General features: G+C 62.6%; 18 protein-coding genes. 11 read left to right on the top strand and 7 right to left on the bottom strand.

From position 1 onward, the window contains the following. Window positions 1-144: 144 nt before the first annotated feature. The 10 genes from AB0366_RS22835 to AB0366_RS22790 all read left to right on the top strand — a co-directional run bounded on the left by AB0366_RS22835 (window position 145) and on the right by AB0366_RS22790 (window position 13,123). The gene (locus AB0366_RS22835; RefSeq protein WP_366245951.1) at window positions 145-1,494 is read left to right on the top strand and encodes a serine/threonine-protein kinase; all 1,350 of its coding nucleotides are present in this window, start codon (window positions 145-147) and stop codon (window positions 1,492-1,494) included. Window positions 1,495-1,524: 30 nt separating this feature from the next. After that, a complete protein-coding gene (locus tag AB0366_RS22830; protein ID WP_366245949.1) occupies window positions 1,525-2,859 on the top strand; it encodes an NAD(P)/FAD-dependent oxidoreductase in 1,335 nt (444 codons plus the stop codon). 140 nt (window positions 2,860-2,999) lie between these two features. After that, entirely contained in the window at window positions 3,000-4,436 is a 1,437-nt protein-coding gene (locus AB0366_RS22825; RefSeq protein WP_259467912.1) for an alanine/glycine:cation symporter family protein, read from the top strand. A gap of 88 nt (window positions 4,437-4,524) precedes the next feature. Beyond that, a complete protein-coding gene (locus AB0366_RS22820) occupies window positions 4,525-6,129 on the top strand; it encodes a DASS family sodium-coupled anion symporter (RefSeq protein ID WP_366245947.1) in 1,605 nt (534 codons plus the stop codon). Window positions 6,130-6,316: 187 nt separating this feature from the next. After that, window positions 6,317-8,380 carry an AMP-binding protein gene (locus AB0366_RS22815; protein WP_121869774.1) on the top strand — a complete coding sequence of 688 codons (2,064 nt, stop codon included), beginning with the start codon at window positions 6,317-6,319 and terminating at the stop codon, window positions 8,378-8,380. Between the two features lie 550 nt (window positions 8,381-8,930). Next, window positions 8,931-9,158, top strand: a complete 228-nt coding sequence (locus AB0366_RS22810; RefSeq protein WP_366245945.1) for a hypothetical protein — start codon at window positions 8,931-8,933, stop codon at window positions 9,156-9,158. Between the two features lie 78 nt (window positions 9,159-9,236). Beyond that, window positions 9,237-9,686 carry a carboxymuconolactone decarboxylase family protein gene (locus AB0366_RS22805; RefSeq protein WP_366245944.1) on the top strand — a complete coding sequence of 150 codons (450 nt, stop codon included), beginning with the start codon at window positions 9,237-9,239 and terminating at the stop codon, window positions 9,684-9,686. Between the two features lie 43 nt (window positions 9,687-9,729). After that, on the top strand, window positions 9,730-10,548 hold the full coding sequence (locus AB0366_RS22800) for a DNA-formamidopyrimidine glycosylase family protein (RefSeq protein WP_366245942.1): 819 nt from the start codon (window positions 9,730-9,732) through the stop codon (window positions 10,546-10,548). 74 nt (window positions 10,549-10,622) lie between these two features. Further along, on the top strand, window positions 10,623-12,551 hold the full coding sequence (locus tag AB0366_RS22795) for a DEAD/DEAH box helicase (RefSeq protein ID WP_366245940.1): 1,929 nt from the start codon (window positions 10,623-10,625) through the stop codon (window positions 12,549-12,551). Further along, a complete protein-coding gene (locus AB0366_RS22790; RefSeq protein WP_366245939.1) occupies window positions 12,551-13,123 on the top strand; it encodes a hypothetical protein in 573 nt (190 codons plus the stop codon). The genes AB0366_RS22795 and AB0366_RS22790 overlap by 1 nt, the downstream gene beginning before the upstream one ends. Before the next feature lie 21 nt (window positions 13,124-13,144). Here AB0366_RS22790 and AB0366_RS22785 read toward each other — a convergent pair whose 3' ends face one another. Together AB0366_RS22785 and AB0366_RS22780 are read right to left on the bottom strand one after the other, a co-directional pair. Further along, the gene (locus tag AB0366_RS22785; RefSeq protein ID WP_128644533.1) at window positions 13,145-13,609 is read right to left on the bottom strand and encodes an SRPBCC family protein; all 465 of its coding nucleotides are present in this window, start codon (window positions 13,607-13,609) and stop codon (window positions 13,145-13,147) included. A 104-nt stretch (window positions 13,610-13,713) separates the two neighbouring features. Then, window positions 13,714-14,082 carry a helix-turn-helix domain-containing protein gene (locus tag AB0366_RS22780; protein ID WP_366245938.1) on the bottom strand — a complete coding sequence of 123 codons (369 nt, stop codon included), beginning with the start codon at window positions 14,080-14,082 and terminating at the stop codon, window positions 13,714-13,716. A gap of 79 nt (window positions 14,083-14,161) precedes the next feature. Here AB0366_RS22780 and AB0366_RS22775 point away from each other — a divergent pair, with 79 nt between their 5' ends. Next, entirely contained in the window at window positions 14,162-14,572 is a 411-nt protein-coding gene (locus tag AB0366_RS22775; RefSeq protein ID WP_366245936.1) for a Rid family hydrolase, read from the top strand. Between the two features lie 58 nt (window positions 14,573-14,630). On the opposite strand, the gene AB0366_RS22770 is transcribed toward AB0366_RS22775, so the two are convergent. The 5 genes from AB0366_RS22770 to AB0366_RS22750 all read right to left on the bottom strand — a co-directional run bounded on the left by AB0366_RS22770 (window position 14,631) and on the right by AB0366_RS22750 (window position 20,404). Further along, on the bottom strand, window positions 14,631-16,622 hold the full coding sequence (locus tag AB0366_RS22770; protein WP_347872472.1) for a TerD family protein: 1,992 nt from the start codon (window positions 16,620-16,622) through the stop codon (window positions 14,631-14,633). A gap of 132 nt (window positions 16,623-16,754) precedes the next feature. Continuing rightward, window positions 16,755-17,504, bottom strand: coding sequence for an amino acid ABC transporter ATP-binding protein (locus tag AB0366_RS22765; RefSeq protein ID WP_347872475.1), 750 nt, complete (start codon window positions 17,502-17,504; stop codon window positions 16,755-16,757). Between the two features lie 35 nt (window positions 17,505-17,539). Further along, a complete protein-coding gene (locus tag AB0366_RS22760; protein ID WP_347872474.1) occupies window positions 17,540-18,280 on the bottom strand; it encodes an amino acid ABC transporter permease in 741 nt (246 codons plus the stop codon). A gap of 30 nt (window positions 18,281-18,310) precedes the next feature. After that, entirely contained in the window at window positions 18,311-19,171 is an 861-nt protein-coding gene (locus AB0366_RS22755; protein WP_366245934.1) for an ABC transporter substrate-binding protein, read from the bottom strand. Window positions 19,172-19,399: 228 nt separating this feature from the next. Beyond that, a complete protein-coding gene (locus AB0366_RS22750) occupies window positions 19,400-20,404 on the bottom strand; it encodes a LacI family DNA-binding transcriptional regulator (protein WP_366245932.1) in 1,005 nt (334 codons plus the stop codon). Window positions 20,405-20,563: the final 159 nt, after the last annotated feature.

Genomic DNA, 20,563 nt, shown 5'->3' with positions numbered 1-20,563 from the left:
GACCTCCCTCGATACTGCTCGATCGGTCCCCACCCGGGGCATCATCATGCCCGACCGCACCGTGATGTCGATACCCGACTGCGGTCTGCGCGTCGATTCTTTGGCTATAAGGTGCTCCAAGGACTCGACGAACGGCGGTGACCGATGGTGGAAGCGGACTCTCGTCCCGGTGCCCCTCACGACCACCTCTTCGCGGGTCGATACCGGCTGGGCACGGTATTGGGGCGCGGCGGAATGGCCGACGTGGTGCACGCCGACGACCACGTTCTCGGCCGATCGGTAGCGGTGAAGATATTCCGCCACGGTGAGCCGCCGGACACTGCCCAGCGCATCGATGCAGAAATTCGGACTCTCGCCTCGCTGTCGCACCCTGGTCTGGTGACGCTGTACGACGCGGGCACTGCACTCGATGCCGGCGGGATGCCGGTGCCGTACCTTGTGATGGAGCTGATCGACGGTCCGACTTTGAGTGCGTATCGCCAGGGCCGAACAATGGACGGTGCCCACGTCGCGCGGATCGGATGCGAGCTGGCGGAGGCTCTCGCCTACATTCACGATCAGGGTGTGGTGCATCGCGACATCAAACCCGCCAACATCCTCGTTGCGCAGGCGCTGGACGTCGGTGTGGGACAGTGCGCCAAACTTGCTGATTTCGGCATCGCCCGTATCGTCGACGCCGAACGACTCACCGAACACGGCACCACGGTCGGTACTGCGCACTACCTCAGCCCGGAGCAGGCGACGGGTACTTCGGCAGGCCCACCGACGGACATCTACACACTGGGGCTCGTTCTCATCGAGTGCCTCACCGGCACAATGGCATTCGAGGGAAGCGCCGTGGCAGCAGCGGTGGCGCGACTGCACCGCGATCCCGGCGTCCCCGAGGGGCTCGGATCGGACTGGCACGCTCTGTTGACGGAGATGACATCCAGACGCCCGGAGGATCGACCGACCGCCGCTGCGGTCGCCCACCGATTGCGCGGGATCTCGCACAGGGCGACTCCTCTTCCCCGCACCGCCGTTATGCCCGCCGAGCCCACGAACATGGTTGCGCGCCAGGCAGTTCCAGCGTCCACCGAAGCGAAATCTGCGCGCCGAGCATGGATCATCCCGGCGGCAGCGACTCTGTTCGTTTCGCTGGGAGCGGCGATCGTCTGGATCGCAATCGGCACGGGCGAGGAGCCCGAGCCCATGTCGCCGTCGACACCGACTCCGACACTCGTGGAGTCGACCACAGTGGCACCCACGACCCCTGCGCCTGCACCTGCACCTGCGAGTTCGATTCCGGTCTTCTCGAACCCGCCCGAACCTGCTCCCGTACCTACGGCGAATCCGGTTCCGATCGAGCCCGCTGCGCCGGCCCCGCTACCGCCGGGTAACAGCAACGGCAATTCGGGGAACGGAAACGGAAACTCCGGCAACGGCAACTCGGGAAACGGAAACAGCAACGGCAACGGCAACAGTGGCAACGGCAATTCCGGCCGAGGGAACTGACCCCACGGCCGTCGACGGAAAGGAGTGACGGTGACACACGTCGATACCCTCGTGGTGGGCGCAGGTATTTCCGGCTTGGTCGTTGCGACACTTCTACATCGCGCCGGTCAGCGCGTCGTCGTTCTCGAGGCCAGAGATCGCGTGGGCGGTCGGGTCTGGACGATGCGCACCGACGACAGCACCCTCGACGTCGGTGCGTCCTGGATTCATGGAACAGACGACAACCCTCTCGCCGATGCCGTGCACGCTTTCGGAATGCGGACCGTCGAATTCACCGTCGGTAGCTACCAGCCGGACGGCAGGCCCATCGCGTACTACTCCCCCACCGGGACCAGGTTGAGCGAGCAGGCGGCCGCACAGTTCGGTGCCGACGTTCACCACTTCGACGAACTGTTCGCCACGACGATCGCGAAGTCGTCCCCGGGAACCTCGTTCGGTGACGCGATGGAAGCTACTCTGACGCAATTGGATTGGAACGAGGACCGACTCGAGCGAGTTCGCGAGTTCCTCGGACATCGGGCCGAGGAACAGTTGGGGGTAGGAAAGGATCTCCTCGACGCGCACGGTTTGGACGACGACGCCATCGAGGGCGACGAAGTCGTGTTCCCGGACGGTTACGACGAATTGGCAGTTCGGCTGGCCGAGGGACTCGACATCCGGCTCGAACACGCGGTGACGCAGGTCCGTTGGGGTCGAGACGGAGTGCTGGTCGATACCGGGGCCGGGACGTTCTCGGCAGAGCGCGCTGTGGTGACGGTGCCGATCGGAGTACTGAAGTCGCCGGCATTCACTGTGGAACCCCCACTGCCGGAACCTGTTTCGGGCGCACTGAAACGACTGGAGATGAACGCGTTCGAGAAGGTGTTCCTCAGGTTCCCCACCAAGTTCTGGGACGAGAACGTCTATGCCGTAAGGCAGCAGGGCGAAGCCGGGCACTGGTGGCACTCCTGGTATGACGTGAGCATGCCGCTGGGACGTCCGACGCTTCTGACCTTCGCAGCGGGCGCATGCGCGCAGCAGACTCGGCACTGGTCGGACGAGCGCATCGCGGACTCGGTTCTCGAAGCACTGCGTGGCCTGTACGGCGACCGTGTCGTTACACCGGACCGTGTGTATGTCACTCGCTGGCAGGACGATCCGTTCTCCTACGGTTCGTACTCGTACATGACGGTGGGTTCACGTACGCGAGATCACGACGACCTGGCCACTCCGATCGGCGATGTACTTCACCTCGCCGGTGAAGCGACCTGGACCGATGACCCGGCAACGGTCACCGCAGCCTTGAAATCGGGACACCGTGCAGCAGAACGCATTCTGGGGCGTTCGATACCGTTCGGCGACATCTGGGGTCCTGCCGAGCACTGACAGCATGCACGGAACTGCACCCGTGCGTCTTTGTTCGGTGCAAACTTTCGGCCATCTGCGAGTAATGTGCTGTCGACGCACCCACACACCGAGCACTCCAGGATGGCACCGTGGATACCGTCAGTTCGATAATCGACTTCTTGGCAGATCGACTTTACAGCGTCTTCCTCATCTACTTGTTGATCGGCGTCGGACTGTACTTCACCGTCCGCACCAAATTCGTTCAAGTTCGACTTCTTCCGTCGATGTTCAAGGCAATCGGCGGATCTCGGTCGAACGCCGAGGGCGGCATCTCGGCGTTCCAGGCCTTCTGTGTCGGCCTGGCGTCCCGAGTGGGTACGGGAAACATCGCCGGCGTCGCCATCGCGATCACTCTCGGCGGACCGGGCGCAATCTTCTGGATGTGGCTGGTCGCAGTGGTCGGCATGGCGACGGCGTTCATCGAGGCGACTCTGGCGCAGATGTACAAGGTGCGCAATCCCGACGGCAGCTTCCGGGGCGGTCCCGCCTACTACATCCAATTGGGTCTGGGTTCGCGTCGATGGGGAATCGTCTTCGCGTGCCTGCTGATCTTTGCTTTCGGCTTCGCGTTCAACATGGTTCAGGCGAACACCATCACCGAATCGTTCTCGTCCACGATGAACATCGATGCGGGCTGGATCGCGGTCTTCCTGGTGGTGCTGTCTGCTCCGATCCTCTTCGGTGGCGTCCGGCGAATCGCGCGGGTGGCCGAATACCTCCTCCCCGTCATGGCGCTGGTGTATGTGCTGCTCGCGCTGGTGATCGTGGCGATGAACATCGGCGAGATCCCGACGGTCTTCGGTCAGATCGTCTCGAGCGCATTCGGCCTGAACGAGGCGATCGGCGGGACGACGGGCGGAATCTTGGCCGCCATGCTCAACGGCGTCAAGCGTGGCCTGTTCTCCAACGAGGCAGGTATGGGCAGCGCACCCAACGCCGCTGCGACCGCAACGGTGTCCCATCCGGTGAAGCAGGGTCTGATCCAGTCGCTCGGAGTCTTCTTCGACACCATCGTCATTTGCAGTGCGACAGCGTTCATCATCCTGGTATCGGGTGTGTACGACATCAGCAACCCGAGCGGGGTGGCGGGCGCGGTTCTCACTCAGGACTCGATCTCCGCTCAGTTGGGGACGTGGACGGCGATTCCGATGACACTGTTGATCTTCACGTTCGCGTTCTCTTCGATCCTCGGCAACTATTCGTACGCCGAGATCAACCTCAACTTCCTCGGAGTCGAGGGCAAATTGCTGAACCTGTTGCGCACCATCGTCCTTGCGGCCATCGGCTTCGGCTCCTTGTCCGCGCTGACGACGGTGTGGGCGCTGGCGGACGTCGCCATGGCTGCGATGGCAACCGTGAACCTGGTAGCCATTGCGCTGTTGGGCAAATGGGCCTTCGGCGCGCTGGCGGACTTCGAGGCCATGCGGCGCGAAGGTCGCGACGACAAATTCGTCGGACGCGGCAACAGCTATCTGCCGGGCGACCTACCCGGCGACGTGTGGGATCCGGTGCTGGACAACGATTCGGCCGCGAACAAGCCCGACATCGCCCGGTAGGCGAGGCAGGCGTCGACGCTGTTCGATTCGGACCTTCTGGACAATTCACGCGTTAGGGTGATGAAAACGTCCACACCGAGGAGGTTCCATGACGCAGGTCGGCGACGAGGAGAAGGCCGGGCGCTCGTCCGAAGGCCACGACTTCGACGAAGTGGATCAGAGATCGGCCGGAGAACGCGAAGAGGAAGTTCAACCCGGTCGCCGCAAACGTCAATGGGTCGGGCTCGGCGCAGGAATCCTGTTGGCAATTCTCGTGTACCTGGTTCTCCCCGACGACGTAGCGCATCCGGCACGGTTGACCGCAGGCACCGCGGTATTGATGGGCATCTGGTGGATGACGGAGGCGGTGCCCATCCCAGCGACCGCGCTGCTGCCCCTCGTCATCTTTCCGGTCTTCGATTCCGGCGTCGCCGTCAACGATGTCGGTGCTTCGTACGGCAACAACATCATCTTTCTGTTCATGGGCGGATTCCTGTTGGCACTGGCCATGCAACGGTGGAATCTGCATCGCCGCATCGCGCTGCTGACGGTCAACGCCATGGGCACGAAGCCCACGATGGTGATCGCCGGGTTCATGATTGCGACAGGCTTTCTGTCGATGTGGGTTTCGAACACCGCCACCGCCGTGATGATGATTCCCATCGGAGTCTCGGTGCTCGTCCTGGTACTCGACATCGGCAAGAAGGCCGGAGCTGTTCCCGGCTCCGACGGTGAAACGACCGCAGACGCCGAGAACATCACTCAGGCCATCATCAAAAGCAACTTCGGCACCGCGCTGATGCTCGGCATCGCCTATGCGGCGTCGATCGGCTCGCTCGGAACCATCATCGGCACTCCACCCAACACCCTGCTGGTGGGTTACCTGGAGGGGCAGGGAATCACGATCGGGTTCCTCCAGTGGATGATCGCCGGCGTTCCGCTCGCCGTGATCCTGCTCGTGATCGCCTGGTTCCTGTTGACCCACGTGATGTTCAAGCCGGAGATCGACGACATCCCCGGTGGCAAACAGCTGATCAGAGGTGAACTCGACGCCCTGGGCAGGATGTCGCAGGGTGAGATCCGGGTCGCGATCATCTTCTGCCTGGCGGCCGTGTCGTGGGTGGGTGTTCCGCTGATCTTCGACGATGCCCCGATCTCCGACACCGGGATCGCCATGACAGCAGCACTGCTGCTGTTCCTGCTGCCCAGCGGAAGCAAGAAGGGCGTCCGCCTGATCGACTGGGAGACCGCCGTCAAGCTGCCCTGGGGCGTGTTGCTGCTGTTCGGCGGTGGGCTCGCCCTGTCGGCCCAGTTCGAGTCCAGTGGCCTGACGGAGTGGATCGGGAGCGTTGCAGGTGGCCTCGACACCATTCCGGTGGTCATGTTGGTCGTCGTCGCCACGGCCGCGATCATCTTCCTGACCGAAATCACCAGCAATACCGCGACGGCCGCGACGTTCCTACCGGTCGCAGGTGGAGTCGCGATGGGCATGAACATCGACATTCTGGTCCTGACCGTCCCCGTAGCGCTCGCGGCCACCTGCGCGTTCATGTTGCCCGTGGCGACTCCGCCGAACGCGGTGTCCTACGCCAGTGGCTACATCACGATCGGCCAGATGATGCGAGGCGGCTTCTGGCTCAATCTGATCGCGATCTCACTGATCACCATCGCCGCGTACACCGTCTTCGCGTGGTCGCTCGGCATTCAGTTCTGACGCTCATCACAGGAGAAATCGGCAATTCGAGACCGACTTCGGCCGATTTCGTGCACACAACCGTGCCCCGGGTTTACGATGACGACTTCATCCAGGCGGATGACCCGTTCCAGGTGCGCGCCGCCATCCCCTGGTCGGTGCTGTGTCGGCGTTGCTGTCGACTCGGCAAGGTACGGGGGGGTGGGGCATGGTCTCGGACGTCATCGACTGCAGCACGGTCTTCGCACACGACATCGAGCAGGTGTGCGGAGTCTTGAGCGCGGTCGAGTTGTTCCCACGCTACTTCCCCGGGCTCGACCACTGCATGCTCCGTGAATCCACGGCCGGCTACCTGTGCGGAGTCAACGGTGTCGAGCATGCCCTCGACCTGGTGGTGAACAGACGAAACCGGCCGATCATCACCATCGAGCATGTCGAGTCCGGCGGATTCGTCAGATTCACCCTCACTGCGCGCTCGGCCGGCGAGACGAAGATCGATGTCACCGTGTTCAGAGCGGGGCTCGGCGGGTCCTACTCACCCCAACCCGAGCACAACCGCGCCGTCGTCGATTGGGTCATGGGCGGTCTGCGCCGACTGGAGAACTCCCTGTCCGGCACCTCGACGTCGATCGTGACCAACACCGGGGATTCGCGGTCGCTACCGCTGGCGATCATGAAGACGATGGTGGGAACCGGCGTCATTCGTGCTGCACGTCCCGACCGTGCGTACAGGCAGCTGAACTCACTGGCGAAGTGGGGCTTCACTCTGGGCGGTGGTTTCGCAGCCGCTGCAGCGAAGTCCCCGAACGAGATTGCCTTGATCGACGACCGAGGGACCCGGACCTTCGCAGAGATCCACCACCGATCGCACCGTATCGCGGCAGGTCTCGACGCGTCCGGAATCAGTCCAGGAAGCACCGTCGGAATTCTGGCTCGCAACCACTCGGCGATGATCGAGTGCACCGTCGCGTGCGGCATGCTCGGAGTCGAGGTAGTCCTTCTCAACACCGGTCTCGCTGCCCGCCAGATCGAGACGATCGCCGCCCGCCACCAGCTCCGAATGCTGTTCGTCGACGACGAGTTCGACTCGATGGTGCGCTACCTGCCCGAGAACGTCACCCGTGTGAGCCTGTCGTCCCATACCGCCGTTCCGCGTCGACGCACCCTCGAACACTTCGTCGCAGCACCGTCCGCCACATTCGCGAGGCCGGATCGCCCCGGGTCAGTGGTCGTGCTGACCTCCGGAACCAGCGGGTCACCCAAAGGTGCGGTTCGTCCCACGCCGAAGGGCTTCGGAACAGTGGCAGCCATGCTGTCGCGCATGCCCCTTCGGATGAACGAGAGGATGTTGATCGCGGCACCGATGTTCCACAGCTGGGGGCTGGCGGCACTGCAGATCAGCACTCCGTTGCGCGCCACGGTGGTTCTCCAGGATCGATTCGATCCAGAGGACTGTCTGCGTGCGATCGAGGCGCACAGATGTACCTCGTTGATCGCGGTTCCGATCATGCTGCAGCGGATACTCGACCTGCCGGACGAGGTTCGAGCACGGTACGACACCTCGAGCCTGCGGGTCGTCGCGTGCAGTGGGTCGGCATTGACCGGATCGACCGTCAGCCGTTTCATGGATGTCTTCGGTGACGTCCTCTACAACTTCTACGGTTCCACCGAGGTCTCGTGGGCCACGATCGCGACCCCCGCAGACCTGCGCGCAGCCCCCGCCACCGCCGGCCGCCCTCCCCTGGGTACGACGGTCGCCGTGCTCGACGCGAACGGTACTGCCGTTCCGGTCGGAACCCTCGGCAGAATATTCGTCGGCAACGACATGTTGTTCGACGGCTACACCAACGCCGAACCGCCGTCGACGGCGTCCGCCCGCGGAGCTGCGCTGATGGACACCGGCGATCTCGGGTACATCGACTGCAACGGACGGCTGTTCGTCTGTGGCAGGGACGACGAGATGATCATCTCCGGAGGCGAGAACGTCTTTCCCGGCCCCGTCGAGGATGCCATCGCCAATCTTCCTCAGGTCGGCGAGGTCGCAGTCGTCGGTGTGCCCGACCCTGAATACGGGCAGCGTTTGGCCGCCTTCGTCGTCGGCCGCGGATCGGCAGGCCTCGATGCGGACATGGTGCGCGCCTACATCCGAAATCGGTTGAGCCGCTTCTGCGTTCCTCGCGACATCACATTCCTCGACGAACTGCCCCGAACCGCGACCGGCAAGGTGATCAAGAGAATGTTGATCGAGCCACCTACCGCCGCTGGGACGTAACCTTCATTCGAGGGCACGGGCGGCCACGCACGCTCCGGCCACTCTCGATGCCGACGAGCACGAGTTGCACCGCGACCGGACCCCCATCTCGACAACGAAGCTCTTTTTTTGCGCTGCAGCTTCTGGGCACCCTCGCCGCCCACGGACACCGCTGAAAGTTGCTCGACGCCACCTCCCTTTTTTCGTGCCACCGATTGTACTTACTGTCTCAGTTGCTTAACTATTCAGAATCTGAGACTGTTGTTCGCGGACACGGGAGGAGAGCGAATCGCTATGTCGAGGACATCGGAAGACCCCCGAGAGGGAAGTACGGCGCAAGAACGAGGCGCGCATTCTCCCTTTCTTCAGCTGTTCCTCGAAGCAACGCGCGCAGAACAAGCCTCCGACGACACACAGCCTTCGCGCGACGACCGTGACGGTGGGCCGGTTTCTCCGCGCTGAGCAGATCGACCGACACCGTGTGTCCTGGTTTCGTCCCCCGGAGTCGCTCACATGCCCGATAATCGATAGCGACCGGTCGGGTTTACGACAGTGAGGATCGGAGACTGCTATGGACACATCGTTGGCGCTGGTTGCCGTAGTCGCAGGCTTTGCCGTCGTTCTGGGTGTCTTCGTTGTCATCGCACGTGTACTTCGCTCGCGCATGCGGCGCGGTCGCTTCCACGGAATCGACAGTGCTGTCGGAGGATCGGCCTACATGGGCGCGCCGCGCGAAAGTGGGATCGCCCCACCCGATCACGGTGATCCACGCACGAACACCGAACAGATCGAACCCTAGCCGAGCTCCCCTCCGCCTTCTGTTCCACTGCCCCCTGCCATGATCTGTCGACAACGCAGACGACGGAGAGGGAACACCATGATCGACGACGAAGCGGCCAATCGGAACAGGGGACCGCGCTTCGTGGACGGACTCGAGGTCCGTCGGAACGTGATGGGCGAAGAGTTCGTCGACAAAGCGTTCGCCAATGCCTCCAGCACCGACTCCGCTGCACTGCAAGACTTCGTCACCGACACCGTGTGGGGCGGAGTGTGGACGCGTCCCGGTCTCGATCACCGCAGCCGGAGCCTGCTCAACCTCGGAATCCTCATCGCGTTGCGCGCCCACGAGGAACTCGCAGGACATGTGCGTGGAGCTCTCCGCAACGGCCTCACCCGAACCGAGATCACCGAAACCGTCGTCCATACAGCGGGGTACTGCGGTGCGCCTGCTGCGCTGGCGGCGATGCGCGTCGTGCAGAAGGTGCTCGACGCCGAACTGGGCCCACTGATGCCTGAAGGTGACATGAACGCGTCGAACGACCATTGACGGCACCCGCGCATAGTGCCCACGAATCGGGTACACCGGATGAATGCCGGAACTACCCGAAGTGGAGAACGCCCGACAGGTCGTCGAAAAGGCTCTAGGTCGCGTCATCGTCGACATCGACGACACCGACACGTTCGAGTGCCGACCGCACATGCCAGGCGATATTGCCCGTGCTCTGACGGGCGGGAAGCTCACCGAGGCGCGTCGACGCGGCAAGGCGATGTGGTGCGAAACCGTCACGGCCGACGGCTCGAGCGGCCCGACGTTGGGCATTCACCTCGGCATGGGTGGACGCGTCATCGTCACCGCTCCCGACGGTGAGCGCACCTCGCAGTACGGAGGTGGCGATCCTCATGTCGGTGAGCGCCCGACCGACAAGCCGGAGTGGACCCGCTTCTCCATAACGTTCGACGACGGGGGGCAGCTCCGACTGTTCGACAAGCGCCGCCTCGGCCGGGTTCGACTCGAACCCGACATCGACGCTCTCGGTCCGGACGCCGCGGAGATCGGTCGCGACGACTTCCGGCACCGAATCGGTTCCAGCGGTGCACCTCTCAAGGCACGACTGCTCGACCAAGCCGCGATAGCGGGAGTCGGCAACCTACTGGCCGACGAGGTGCTCTGGCAGAGCGAGCAATCCCCGTCCAGGCGAGCCAAGTCGCTCACGACGGAGGAGCTCGACGAACTGCGCGTTGTTCTGCGCCGCGCGATCCGATCAGCGATAAAGAAGGGTGGGGTACACACCGGGGAGATCATTCCGTTCCGGAAAACGGATGCGGCGTGCCCCCGATGTGGTGCGCCGATGGCTCGCGGAACGGTGGGCGGCCGTACGACGTGGTGGTGTTCTCGCGAGCAATCCTGATCCGATCCATCGCGCGGGATGATGCTCGATAGCGCTGTAGGACAGCATTTTTGGGAATTGTCAAACGCGATCGGATGCAGCGAAAACCAACCGGACGGCGTACGGTGTTGGCAGCCTCGGACCTGGCCGAGGCAGCGAACTTCGCCGGAGAGTGCATGATTTCGACCGCCGACACAGACTCAGCTCCGCACGTCACCTACCTGCCGCACCGTCACTGTTTCGCCGTCTGGCACAGCACACCGGGGGCGACGCCTGCCGGAGAGTCCACTCCCGTCGAGCTTGCGGTCCCCGGCGCGGACGGAACGGTCGCCGTGCGCACCGTGGGCGCGCAACTCGTGGGAGCGAACCTCGGCGAGCTCCGAACCGCAACCGGCTCTACGGAAGGTCCATCGGCACGCGGATGGTTGGCGATTTTGAACCACGTCGAGCAGAACCCCGACGTGAGCGGAGTTCCCTCAGCGCTCGTCGATGCACTCCCGCCTGCGGCGCACGCGGTTCCCAACGCAGGCGGGTCGAGCGTGTCGACGGCACACGGTGCCGCTGACGCACTCCGCGCCAGCCTGCTCCTGCAGAACCATCTGCTCCAACGTGCCTCGGCCTTCACGCCCAGGCCCTATCAAGTGCACGGTGCCGCCTGGATGCCGACCGTTCACGAGGTCGGAGGCGGCGGAATCCTCGCCGACGAGATGGGGCTGGGCAAAACGCTCCAGGCCATTGCGCACATGATCGTCGGAGCACGGCGAGGCGAGGGCAACTACCTTGTCGTGTGCCCGACGTCGTTGATCAGCAACTGGCGACGAGAAATCGAGAACTTCTCCGACGGCGAATTGGTCGTCAACGTGTACCGCGGACCGTCTCGCACCCTCGAGTTATGCGCCGACACAGGCTCGGTGACAGTCACCGGGTACCCCACCCTGCGCACCGACACGGACCGATTGCGCGAAATTTCTTGGAGCACAGTGTTCTTCGATGAGGCGCACGTCATGAAGAACTCCCGGACCAAAATAGCTCGAGCAGCGCGTCGGCTGAATTCGACCACGCGCATCGCCCTGACCGGCACCCCCGTCGAGAACCGCATGGATGAACTCTGGGCCTTGATCGATCTCACCAATCCCGGTTTGCTCGGAACCCGAGCTCGGTTCGCCCGACGATTCTCGGCACCCATCGAGCAGGGAGGCTCAGCGGCCGCACTCGTACAACTGTCGAGCGCGATCGCGCCGGTCGTTCTTCGCCGGACGAAGGCCGAGGTTGCGACAGATCTGCCGCCGAAGCACCACATCGATGTTCTGTGTCCGATCTCGAATGAGCAAGCACTGCTGTACAACTCGGCCGTCGAGGAAGCATTCGATACCGGCTTCGGCACCGACCGAGGACGAGGGACAGCAGTGCTGGCGCTACTCACCCAGCTAAAACTGATCTGCAATCACCCAGGCCTCGTCAACGGAGACTTGGCTCGACTTGCTGATCGGTCCGGGAAACTCGACAGGCTCACCGACATCGTCGAGGAACTCGCCGAATCCTCGCGAGCTGCGCTCGTGTTCACTCAGTACCGCCGGACCGGGGAAATCCTGGCGGAGCATCTCGAAGGCCTCACCGGGGCCCCGATTTCGTTCTTTCACGGCGGGCTCGACGTGGACAAGCGCGACAAGATGGTCGACCGATTCCAGAACAACGACCGATCACCCGTCATGGTTCTCAGTCTGAGGGCGGCGGGGTACGGCCTCAATCTCACCCGCGCCAGCACGGTGATTCACTACGACCGATGGTGGAACCCCGCGGTCGAGGCGCAAGCTACCGACCGGGTGCACCGAATCGGACAGAAGTCACAGGTGACGGTCATGGCACTCACGACGGAGGGAACACTGGAGGAGCACATCGCATCACTCCATACCCGCAAGAAGGCGATCGCTGGTTTGACCGAGAGCAACAACGAGCTGGCTCTGGCGGCGCTCGACGACTCGACGTTGCGCGATACGCTGTCGCTGAGGGCGGTGTCGCGCTGATGGCCACCACACCGCAGCCCGCGGCATTCGGGTCGACGCCGTGGGGGAAAGACTGGATCCGGCGAGTGGAACCCATCGCCGTCACCCGGCCGAACCCGATGCTCCCGCGGGCACGCAGCCTGGTCCGCAACGATGCAGTTGCCGTAGATCACAACAAGGTCGGTGAGTTTCGATGCGTCGTGTCCGCGGGCAAGAAGAGCGAGACGGCTGTGCTCTCACTCCCCCGATATTCGGCGACGGAACGAAAGTCGGTGCTGCGCATTCTTGCCCGCCACACGCGCGGGGGTGCTACCAGCGGTGACCTCCCCGACGAGGTCCACGCCGAACTGATAGCGAGAAAACTGTCGCCGGTCCCCGACGCCACCGAAGCGTCCTGCACCTGCTCCGGAAGAATCGATCCGTGCCTCCACGTGACGGCCGCTACCTATGCCGTCGGTCTGATCGTCGATCAGATGCCGACGTCGGCGTTGGCCGTCCGTGGAGTCGATCTGTCGGCTACATCTGGGCCGGCGGACTTTCCTCGACGCTGGATGTCGATCGAAAGTCTCGACAGCACAGCGTTCTTCGGCTGACCTGAGACCTGCGGCCTGAAATCAGGACGTCGCTTCGACTGCCAGTCGAGCGAGTGTGTCGTTCAGCTGATCTTCGGTCACCAGCGGGAACTTGATCTGCTGGAGCAACTTCTTGTCCGTGACCTTGGACCAGTCGTAGGTGTGGCGGACCAGCGTCTCGTTGGGGCCCTGAGATTCGAGCTCCCACAGCCACTCCCATCCGGGAGGCTCGTTACCTGCGGGGGCCGTCTTCCATGCGACCAGCTTGTCCTTGATGTAGCCGGTCACGTGGTTGTCGGTCTGGTACTCGCCACCCATGTGATCGCCCTGCATGTTCATCGTGAACTTCTCGCCGACCTTCTGAATCCGGTCGGCGTGGTCCACGCTGCGTACGAAGCCCGATCCATCGAGCGCCTGATGCCGCTCGGGATTGGACAGGACGTCGAAAACAGCGTCGACGGGTGCCTCGATGGTGCGTTCCACTGTCAGCTTTGCGTTATCTGTCATACCTTCTCTGTGCCCAGAGTTCGGCACCTTCAACCGCATCGTCGCTCGTCGGTCATCTGCTGTTCGGGTCATCCCGAGTCTCGAGGTGCTGACTCGGACCGTTGTCACAGAAGGTCGAAGTCCGCGCGAGCTCGTTCGATCTCCGGCATATGGTCGGTAGCCCATTGCAAGATCACGTCGATCGGCGTCCGAAGTGTCTTCCCCAGTCGCGTGATTCGGTACTCGACGGCGACGGGACGCGAACTGAGCAGGACCCGTTCGACAATTCCGTTTCGTTCGAGCTTGCGCAATGTCGCGGTGAGCGATTTCTGTGTCACGTTCGGGATCGCGCGACGCAGTTCGTTGAAGCGGGAGGGTTGTTCGCAGAGTTCGTCGAGTACGGCCAGCGACCATTTGTCGAGTACCTGATCGAGAAGCTCGCGGTGGGGTGCGCTGATGGTGAGTTCGTCCTGCGCGGCCGAGGTATCGGTCATGAAACCACGTCTCCTTGAAGTGACTTTCGTGTACCAGGTATCAATGTTATACCTAGCCGCAACCACCGAGGAGAAGTCGATGTCCGTCATCTATTCCAGTCCGGAAGGCATGACTCAGCACGTGCCGTACCACCATGTCGCCGTAGGTACCGGATCGCGCCACGTACACGTCAGCGGTCAGATCGCACGCCTAGTCGACGGTGCCCCGGTGGCCCCTGGCGACCTTGCGGGTCAGGTTGTACAGGCGCTGAGAAACACCGCCATCGGATTGGCGGGTGCGGGCGCGACTTTCAGCGACGTAGTGCGGTTGACGTTCTATGTCACCCATTGGGCACCGGAGAAGATCGCCGAGTTCATGGCAGGTGTCGAACAGGTGGCCGTCGAGATCGGACTTCCGACTCCCATGCCACCCGCCTCGCTCATCGGAGTCGACTACCTCTTCGAGCCGGACGTTCTCGTGGAGGTCGAGGCGACGGCAATCCTCGACTGAGTTTCACTGCTGACCCGGATTCATGGAGACGTCGTGGGCTACTCGTGCAGTCGGGCTCTCAGCCGTCCGCAATGTCAGTGGACGACGATTCCGGGGCCGACGGGACCCATGGCTTCAGCGGTTGCACGACGTCGCGGTAGAAGGCGTCGAGACCGTCGGTCACGCTACCGATGAAGCTGGCCGCAGATCCGGAGCGCTTGCTACCCATCTTGGTCGGTGACGTCAGCGTGAAGTACTGCAGTTCGCTGATCCGGCCTGCGGTCAACGATTTGGTATCCGCTCGCACGGTCGCCAAGTTCTCGCAGGATATTTCGCCTGGGTCTGAGAACACGGCTTCGACCAGGATGTCGGCGGGAGCGTTCTTCAATTGCTTGAGCAGCCATGCCGCTCGTCGAAGCGCGGTCCCGTCGGTCGGCGCGTCGATAGCGGTACTGCACTGAATCTTGTTGGTACGCATGTCCGCTTCGACAGTGACATCTCCGGCGGCATCAGGAATGCGCAACGTGGCCGAGAGGCACCCGGAGGCAACGAGCTGCTCGACGATGTACTCGTTGCGCGCCTGGGGATCTCCGCTGAACTTCCTGGGGAGGTGATGCTTCACCGGAACGCCGAGATCGGCAGTCATCCGCAACGCCAGGTGCCTGGACAGCGACGCCCATGTGTTCGCCACCGACAAGGCTTTGACGTCACTGGAGCGGAGGGTTCCGGCGGTGACGGAGTCGCGAACAGCAACCCAGTGGCGACCCATATCGACGAACTCCGTCGCGCCGGACTTCGGGTGCGTCAGATACCTGACGAATTCGCTCAGAATCCACACCTGCAATGAATCTGCAAGGTCGCCGTGCGACAACAACATTCGGGCTTCGTGAATGACCTCGGACCACGAGATATGCCGCAGCGATACCTTGTTCAGCTTGGTCTTGTTCACCTGGATCGGGAGCTCACCGGCGGAGGCCGGTATGTCGTTGGACAAACTCAGCACGGTCTCGTACCTGTGACGTTTCGCAACATCGAGGTAGTTCTCGAGCTGCTCTTTCTGGAGTTTGCCGGTGCCGGTCTTCACTTCCAGCAACGCGGTCCACACTTGCCCCGCGCGCGATACCCGAAACACACCGTCGGGGATGACCTTGCCCTCGCCCTTGGCGAACTGCACTTCGAGGTAGCCCTCGAAGGGACCGGACGGCGCGCCGGCATGTGCGCAGATTGCGCGAGCGAACGGACGAACCGCCTGCATCGTCGCGATCAGTGCCGAGGTGGCCCTCTTCTCCTGCTCCTCACCGGATCCGACACCGGCAACGGAGAACAGGCGAGCCGTCTGCCAGCCTTCTCCCCCTGCCAAGGTGAACTGCGGCGGCGTGACCTTCTTGGCAACCGGCTTCTTGGTGCGAACCCCGCGTTTCGGCGGTTCGGCGTCGACAACCGAGACGTCGACGATCTCACCGGTCGTGTCGACTGCCTGCACATGCGAGTCAGCGACCTCGACAAAGACAACATCGTTCGCCGACGCTTCCGGCTCGGTGTCGTCGACGTCGACGCCGAAGTCCTGCGCCAAACCACCCAACCCGGATTCCCAGCCCTGCCCGACCGCGCGTAATTTCCACGCGCCGTTCCGTCGGTACACCTCCCCGAACACCAATGCTCGTTCCGACGACGCATCGGCGGTGAGGAACTCCCCGAGCACCGAACCGGTTTGATCCCGCACCTGCATCGACAGTTTCCCGAAGTCACCCAACGGAACATCATCGGAGCTACCCGCGATGACCACCTTGTCGACTTCTGCTGCGAGAGAATCGAGATGGATCGACACTCGTTCCTGTTTGCCTTCGTCGGTGCTACTGCTCCCGCGGTAGCGTACGGTCGCGTCCGCGGACTCCGGCTGGTTGTAGAAGACGAAGTCTGCATCGGACCGAACGTGACCGCTCGAATTCACCAGCAATGCAGACGCATCGAGATCTCGCTCCGGGTCTACCCACGACACGATGACATCCAGTTCGGTCACGTCGTCCGGCAGAGAAATGTTCTGGCCCTTGACGAGAATGGGTGAACTCACGCTGACACGCTCCTGTCGGACAAATCGGACTCCGACTGCTCACCCTATGCACCGCGTGGCAATGTGAGTCGTCCTCGCTCGACATTCATTCAATCGATCTACCTCGCGGAAAGTTCGCAGCGCTCTTGCCTGTCAGAGTATGCGACTCAAAAATTGTTGTGTGCGAGGATTTTTGGGGCTATCGAAGAACTGGCCGGGAGGTGCCTCTTCCACGATCTTCCCGTCGCTCATGAAGACGACTCGGTCTGCGGCCGCTTTCGCGAAGCCCATTTCGTGGCTGACCACCACCATCGTCATGCCCTCGTCTCGCAGTCGAAGCATGACGTCGAGAACTTCGTTGACCATCTCGGGATCGAGCGCCGATGTGGGCTCGTCGAACAGCATCACCTCCGGCTTCATCGCCAATGCCCGGGCGATCGCCACGCGTTGCTGCTGTCCACCGGACAGTTGCGACGGGTAGTTCTCCCCCTTGTCCGCCAGGCCGACGAGGTCGAGCAATTCCTGAGCTTGTCTGCGCGCCTTGTCCTTCTGAGTGCCGAGGACATGCCGTGGACCCGATGCGACGTTGTCCAGAGCCGTCATCATGGGAAACAGATTGAAACTCTGGAACACCATTCCTGTGTGATGCCGCTGCTTTGCGATCTGCGCCTCCGACAGCGGCGTCCGCTTGGGCCCTTCAGAGAAGCCCATCATCTCCCCGCATACCCGGACGGTTCCGGACTCGATCGTTTCGAGACAGTTGAGCGTGCGCAGCAAGGTGCTCTTTCCACTTCCCGACGGACCGAGGAGTAGGACCACTTCCCCTTTGTCCACCGTGAAATCGATGTCGTCGAGGACGACGAGATCGTTGTAGGCCTTGGTCATATTCCTGACCTCGACCATCGTCGTAGCCTTTGTGGTCGGAAAAGTCGCACTGGTCATCGGTTCACAGCCTCGGCTTTCATCGCGCTGTCGTCGAGCTTCGGGGTGGACGGGCCACCCTTACGGCGGTAGTTGCGGTCGTATCCACGCCCGACTCGTACTTCGATCATCTTCTGAATCAAACCCCACAGAGTCGTCAGCACCAGGAAGTACAACGCGGCCGCACAAAGCCCCTCCAGGACTCGGAAATTCACCTGCACCAAGAACTGGGTCCGTCGCAGCAGTTCCTGCACAGAGATGACCGACACCAGCGTTGTGGTCTTGAGCAACCCGTTGAAGCTGTTGCCGAGTGGAGGGATCATGACCCGCAGTGCCTGCGGGAGAACGACCACGCGGAAGACCTTCGTAGGTGACATGCCGAGTGCACGAGCTGCTTCGGTCTGTCCGGTCGGAACCGACAGCAATCCGGAACGGACTATCTCCGACAGGTAGGCAGCTTCGTTGAGAACCAGGCCGACGAGGGCCGCCTCGATCACACCGAGTTTGATGCCGACCTGAGGCAGTCCGGTGTAAATGATCACCAGTTGGACGAGTAGAGGCGTGCCGCGCATCAGCCACACGTAGAACCCAGCGACTATCCGCAGGGGTACGAACTTGGACGATCGTGCCGAGGCCACCACCACCGCGAGCGCGAGTCCGAGGATCATGCTGACTACGGTGAGCCAGATGGTGACCCACGCGCCTTCGAGCAATTGGGTGCTCGTCAGGATGGAGAAGAATGCGTCCCAGGACCACATGGGGCTGCCTTTCGACGTGCGTTGTTCGGATCAGCTGTCGAGAGGACCGGTACTGACTGCAATATCGCCGTTGTATCCCGTGACGTCGTACTGCTCGAACAGTTCGGGCAGATAGCCGTCGCTCCTCATCTCCGACAGCACACGCGCAACTTCTGCAGAGGATTTACTTCCCTTGGCGAATCCCATTGCCAGGGGTGCCTCGTTGATTCCACCGACGGCTGTCTCGAAGCGTCCGTCTTCCTGGTAGAACGAGGTGACCGACTCGACGATGGAAGTCCCGTCGAGCTGGCCTGCCGAAAGTGCCTGGTAGGCATCGGCATTGGTCTTGAAGGTCTGCACTGTCAGCGCCGGCTTGCCTTCGGCCGCAAATTGCTCGGCCATTGCGGTCAACGTGTCGAATTCGTATCCGGGCGCTTCGACTCCGATGGTCTTGCCCGCCAGATCGTCCACCGAGGAGATCGATTCCGGATTACCCGAAGGCACAGAGATCGAGACCGCTTGAACCTCGTACGGAACCAGATCGATCGTCTCGGCCCGTGCCGGCGTATAGAACATTCCGGTGTCGATCATGTCCCACCGGCCGGCTTGCACACCGGGGATCTGCGCCTCGAATTCGATGTTGACGAACTTCGGTGTCAGACACAGGCGCTTGGCGATCTCTTTGCCGAGGTCGACGCGCATGCCGATCACATCGCCGTTCGGATCGACATACTGCATGGGCGGAAGCGTTGCATTGGTGGCCATGGTCAGTACGCCTTCTTCGGCGAGGTCCGAAGCTCCGAGAGTGGGTGTGCAGTCCGTCGGCGCGGCATCGGTCTCGTCCGTGGAACTACAGGCGGTGAGGCCGGCGGTCACGACGGCGACGGCGGCGATTCCCATTAACTTACGCATTGAGCGAGCCTTTCGATATCGACTGCAGCGCATCGTGTTCGACAACGGGGCGGCAGCGATTGTGACGGAATGATTCGGAGAGGAACGATCCGTTGGGATCGATTGCATCAAGCGTCGCAGACGAATTCGGAGGCGTCAACGCGGTTAACATTGCTGACACGCGGTACATCAACTGTTAACCGTTCGCACGTAGTCGAGCTCACGGGAGCCTGAATCTCACGACTCCGGTCACAACTGGGCACACGACGACCGCTCCACCAGTCGAGCGCCGATTCGATACGTGCGCCCATCGGGTTCGACCGAGTCCTTGATCTGCTGGAACAACAGGTCCATCGCCACATTGGCCAGTTGGGCCGCGCCGTTGTCGACGACGGTGATCGGGGGCTGCCACATCGCGAGCCACGGCATGTCCTCGTGGCAGATCAGCGACAGCTCGTCCGGCACGGACACACCCCTGCCGACGAGTGTGGGCAGGATGCCGAAGACCGCCTCGTGGTTGGCCGCATACAGCGCGGTCATCGCCTGAGGTGCGTCGAGCAGCGAATTGATCGCATCGGCACCGAACTCGGTGGTGAAAGGACCTTTGCGGACTATCGTCTCGTCGACCGCGATGCCGGCACCGGCCAGTGCCAGTCGATAGCCCTCGTAGCGCTCACGTCCGGACGTCGCATCCTCGCTTCCACCGATGTAGCCGATACGGGAGTGCCCCAGCTCGATCAGGTGCGCTGTCGCGTCGCGAGCACCCGTGACGTCGTCCGCCAGCACCGTCGACGCCGAACTACCCTTCACCGACCGGATCAGATTGACCACCGCGCGCCCCTGCGCCAGTAGCGCGTTCGAGGCCGACGCACTTCGTCCACTGCCGATCACGATCGTGCCGTCCACGCCGTGTTCGCCGAGCATGGCCAGTACGTCGTTCTCACGCGCCGGATCGGCGTCGGTGATACAGAGCAGGACCTGGAATCCGCTGGCGGACGCCCTCTTCTGCACGACCTCGGCGACGGTGTGGAAGGTCGCATTGATCAGGTTGTTCATGACCAGGCCGACCAGGTGCGATCGGTTGGAGCGCAGCGCACTCGCAGCCCTGTTCGGCCGGTATCCGAGCACCCGAGCCGCATCCTCGACCGCCGCCCGGGTCTCTGCGGAGATCAGTGACGATCCACTCAACGCACGTGAGGCCGTGCTGCGCGACACCCCCGCAGCGCTCGCAACGTCGATCAAGGTGACCGCCATCGGTTCTCCGTTCTCTTGCTTCACGCCTCGGACAGACATATTCGACCGCGGTCGCGTTACAAGTACGTTTCCGGCTTGACGACTCGACCACCTCGAAGGCAGTCTATGCAATCGATCCCATAAATGCGGGTACGACGCGGCGACGATCGTCCCGAGCCC

Source organism: Rhodococcus sp. NPDC076796 (genome assembly GCF_040702765.1).
In the GTDB taxonomy this organism is placed as follows: domain Bacteria; phylum Actinomycetota; class Actinomycetes; order Mycobacteriales; family Mycobacteriaceae; genus Rhodococcoides.
The sequence above is the reverse complement of the archived record's forward strand: the minus strand, read 5'-3'. Positions and strand labels throughout refer to the sequence as shown.

Excerpts from the sequence above, each read along its gene's own strand:
- AB0366_RS22820 (WP_366245947.1), top strand. The coding sequence starts at position 4,525 with ATGACGCAGGTCGGCGACGAGGAGAAGGCCGGGCGCTCGTCCGAAGGC.
- AB0366_RS22765 (WP_347872475.1), bottom strand. The coding sequence starts at position 17,504 with ATGGTCGAGGTCAGGAATATGACCAAGGCCTACAACGATCTCGTCGTC.
- AB0366_RS22780 (WP_366245938.1), bottom strand. The coding sequence starts at position 14,082 with ATGACCGATACCTCGGCCGCGCAGGACGAACTCACCATCAGCGCACCC.
- AB0366_RS22755 (WP_366245934.1), bottom strand. The coding sequence starts at position 19,171 with ATGCGTAAGTTAATGGGAATCGCCGCCGTCGCCGTCGTGACCGCCGGC.
- AB0366_RS22785 (WP_128644533.1), bottom strand. The coding sequence starts at position 13,609 with ATGACAGATAACGCAAAGCTGACAGTGGAACGCACCATCGAGGCACCC.
- AB0366_RS22795 (WP_366245940.1), top strand. The coding sequence starts at position 10,623 with ATGCAGCGAAAACCAACCGGACGGCGTACGGTGTTGGCAGCCTCGGAC.
- AB0366_RS22835 (WP_366245951.1), top strand. The coding sequence starts at position 145 with ATGGTGGAAGCGGACTCTCGTCCCGGTGCCCCTCACGACCACCTCTTC.
- AB0366_RS22805 (WP_366245944.1), top strand. The coding sequence starts at position 9,237 with ATGATCGACGACGAAGCGGCCAATCGGAACAGGGGACCGCGCTTCGTG.
- AB0366_RS22790 (WP_366245939.1), top strand. The coding sequence starts at position 12,551 with ATGGCCACCACACCGCAGCCCGCGGCATTCGGGTCGACGCCGTGGGGG.
- AB0366_RS22815 (WP_121869774.1), top strand. The coding sequence starts at position 6,317 with ATGGTCTCGGACGTCATCGACTGCAGCACGGTCTTCGCACACGACATC.
- AB0366_RS22760 (WP_347872474.1), bottom strand. The coding sequence starts at position 18,280 with ATGTGGTCCTGGGACGCATTCTTCTCCATCCTGACGAGCACCCAATTG.
- AB0366_RS22810 (WP_366245945.1), top strand. The coding sequence starts at position 8,931 with ATGGACACATCGTTGGCGCTGGTTGCCGTAGTCGCAGGCTTTGCCGTC.
- AB0366_RS22800 (WP_366245942.1), top strand. The coding sequence starts at position 9,730 with ATGCCGGAACTACCCGAAGTGGAGAACGCCCGACAGGTCGTCGAAAAG.
- AB0366_RS22750 (WP_366245932.1), bottom strand. The coding sequence starts at position 20,404 with ATGGCGGTCACCTTGATCGACGTTGCGAGCGCTGCGGGGGTGTCGCGC.
- AB0366_RS22775 (WP_366245936.1), top strand. The coding sequence starts at position 14,162 with ATGTCCGTCATCTATTCCAGTCCGGAAGGCATGACTCAGCACGTGCCG.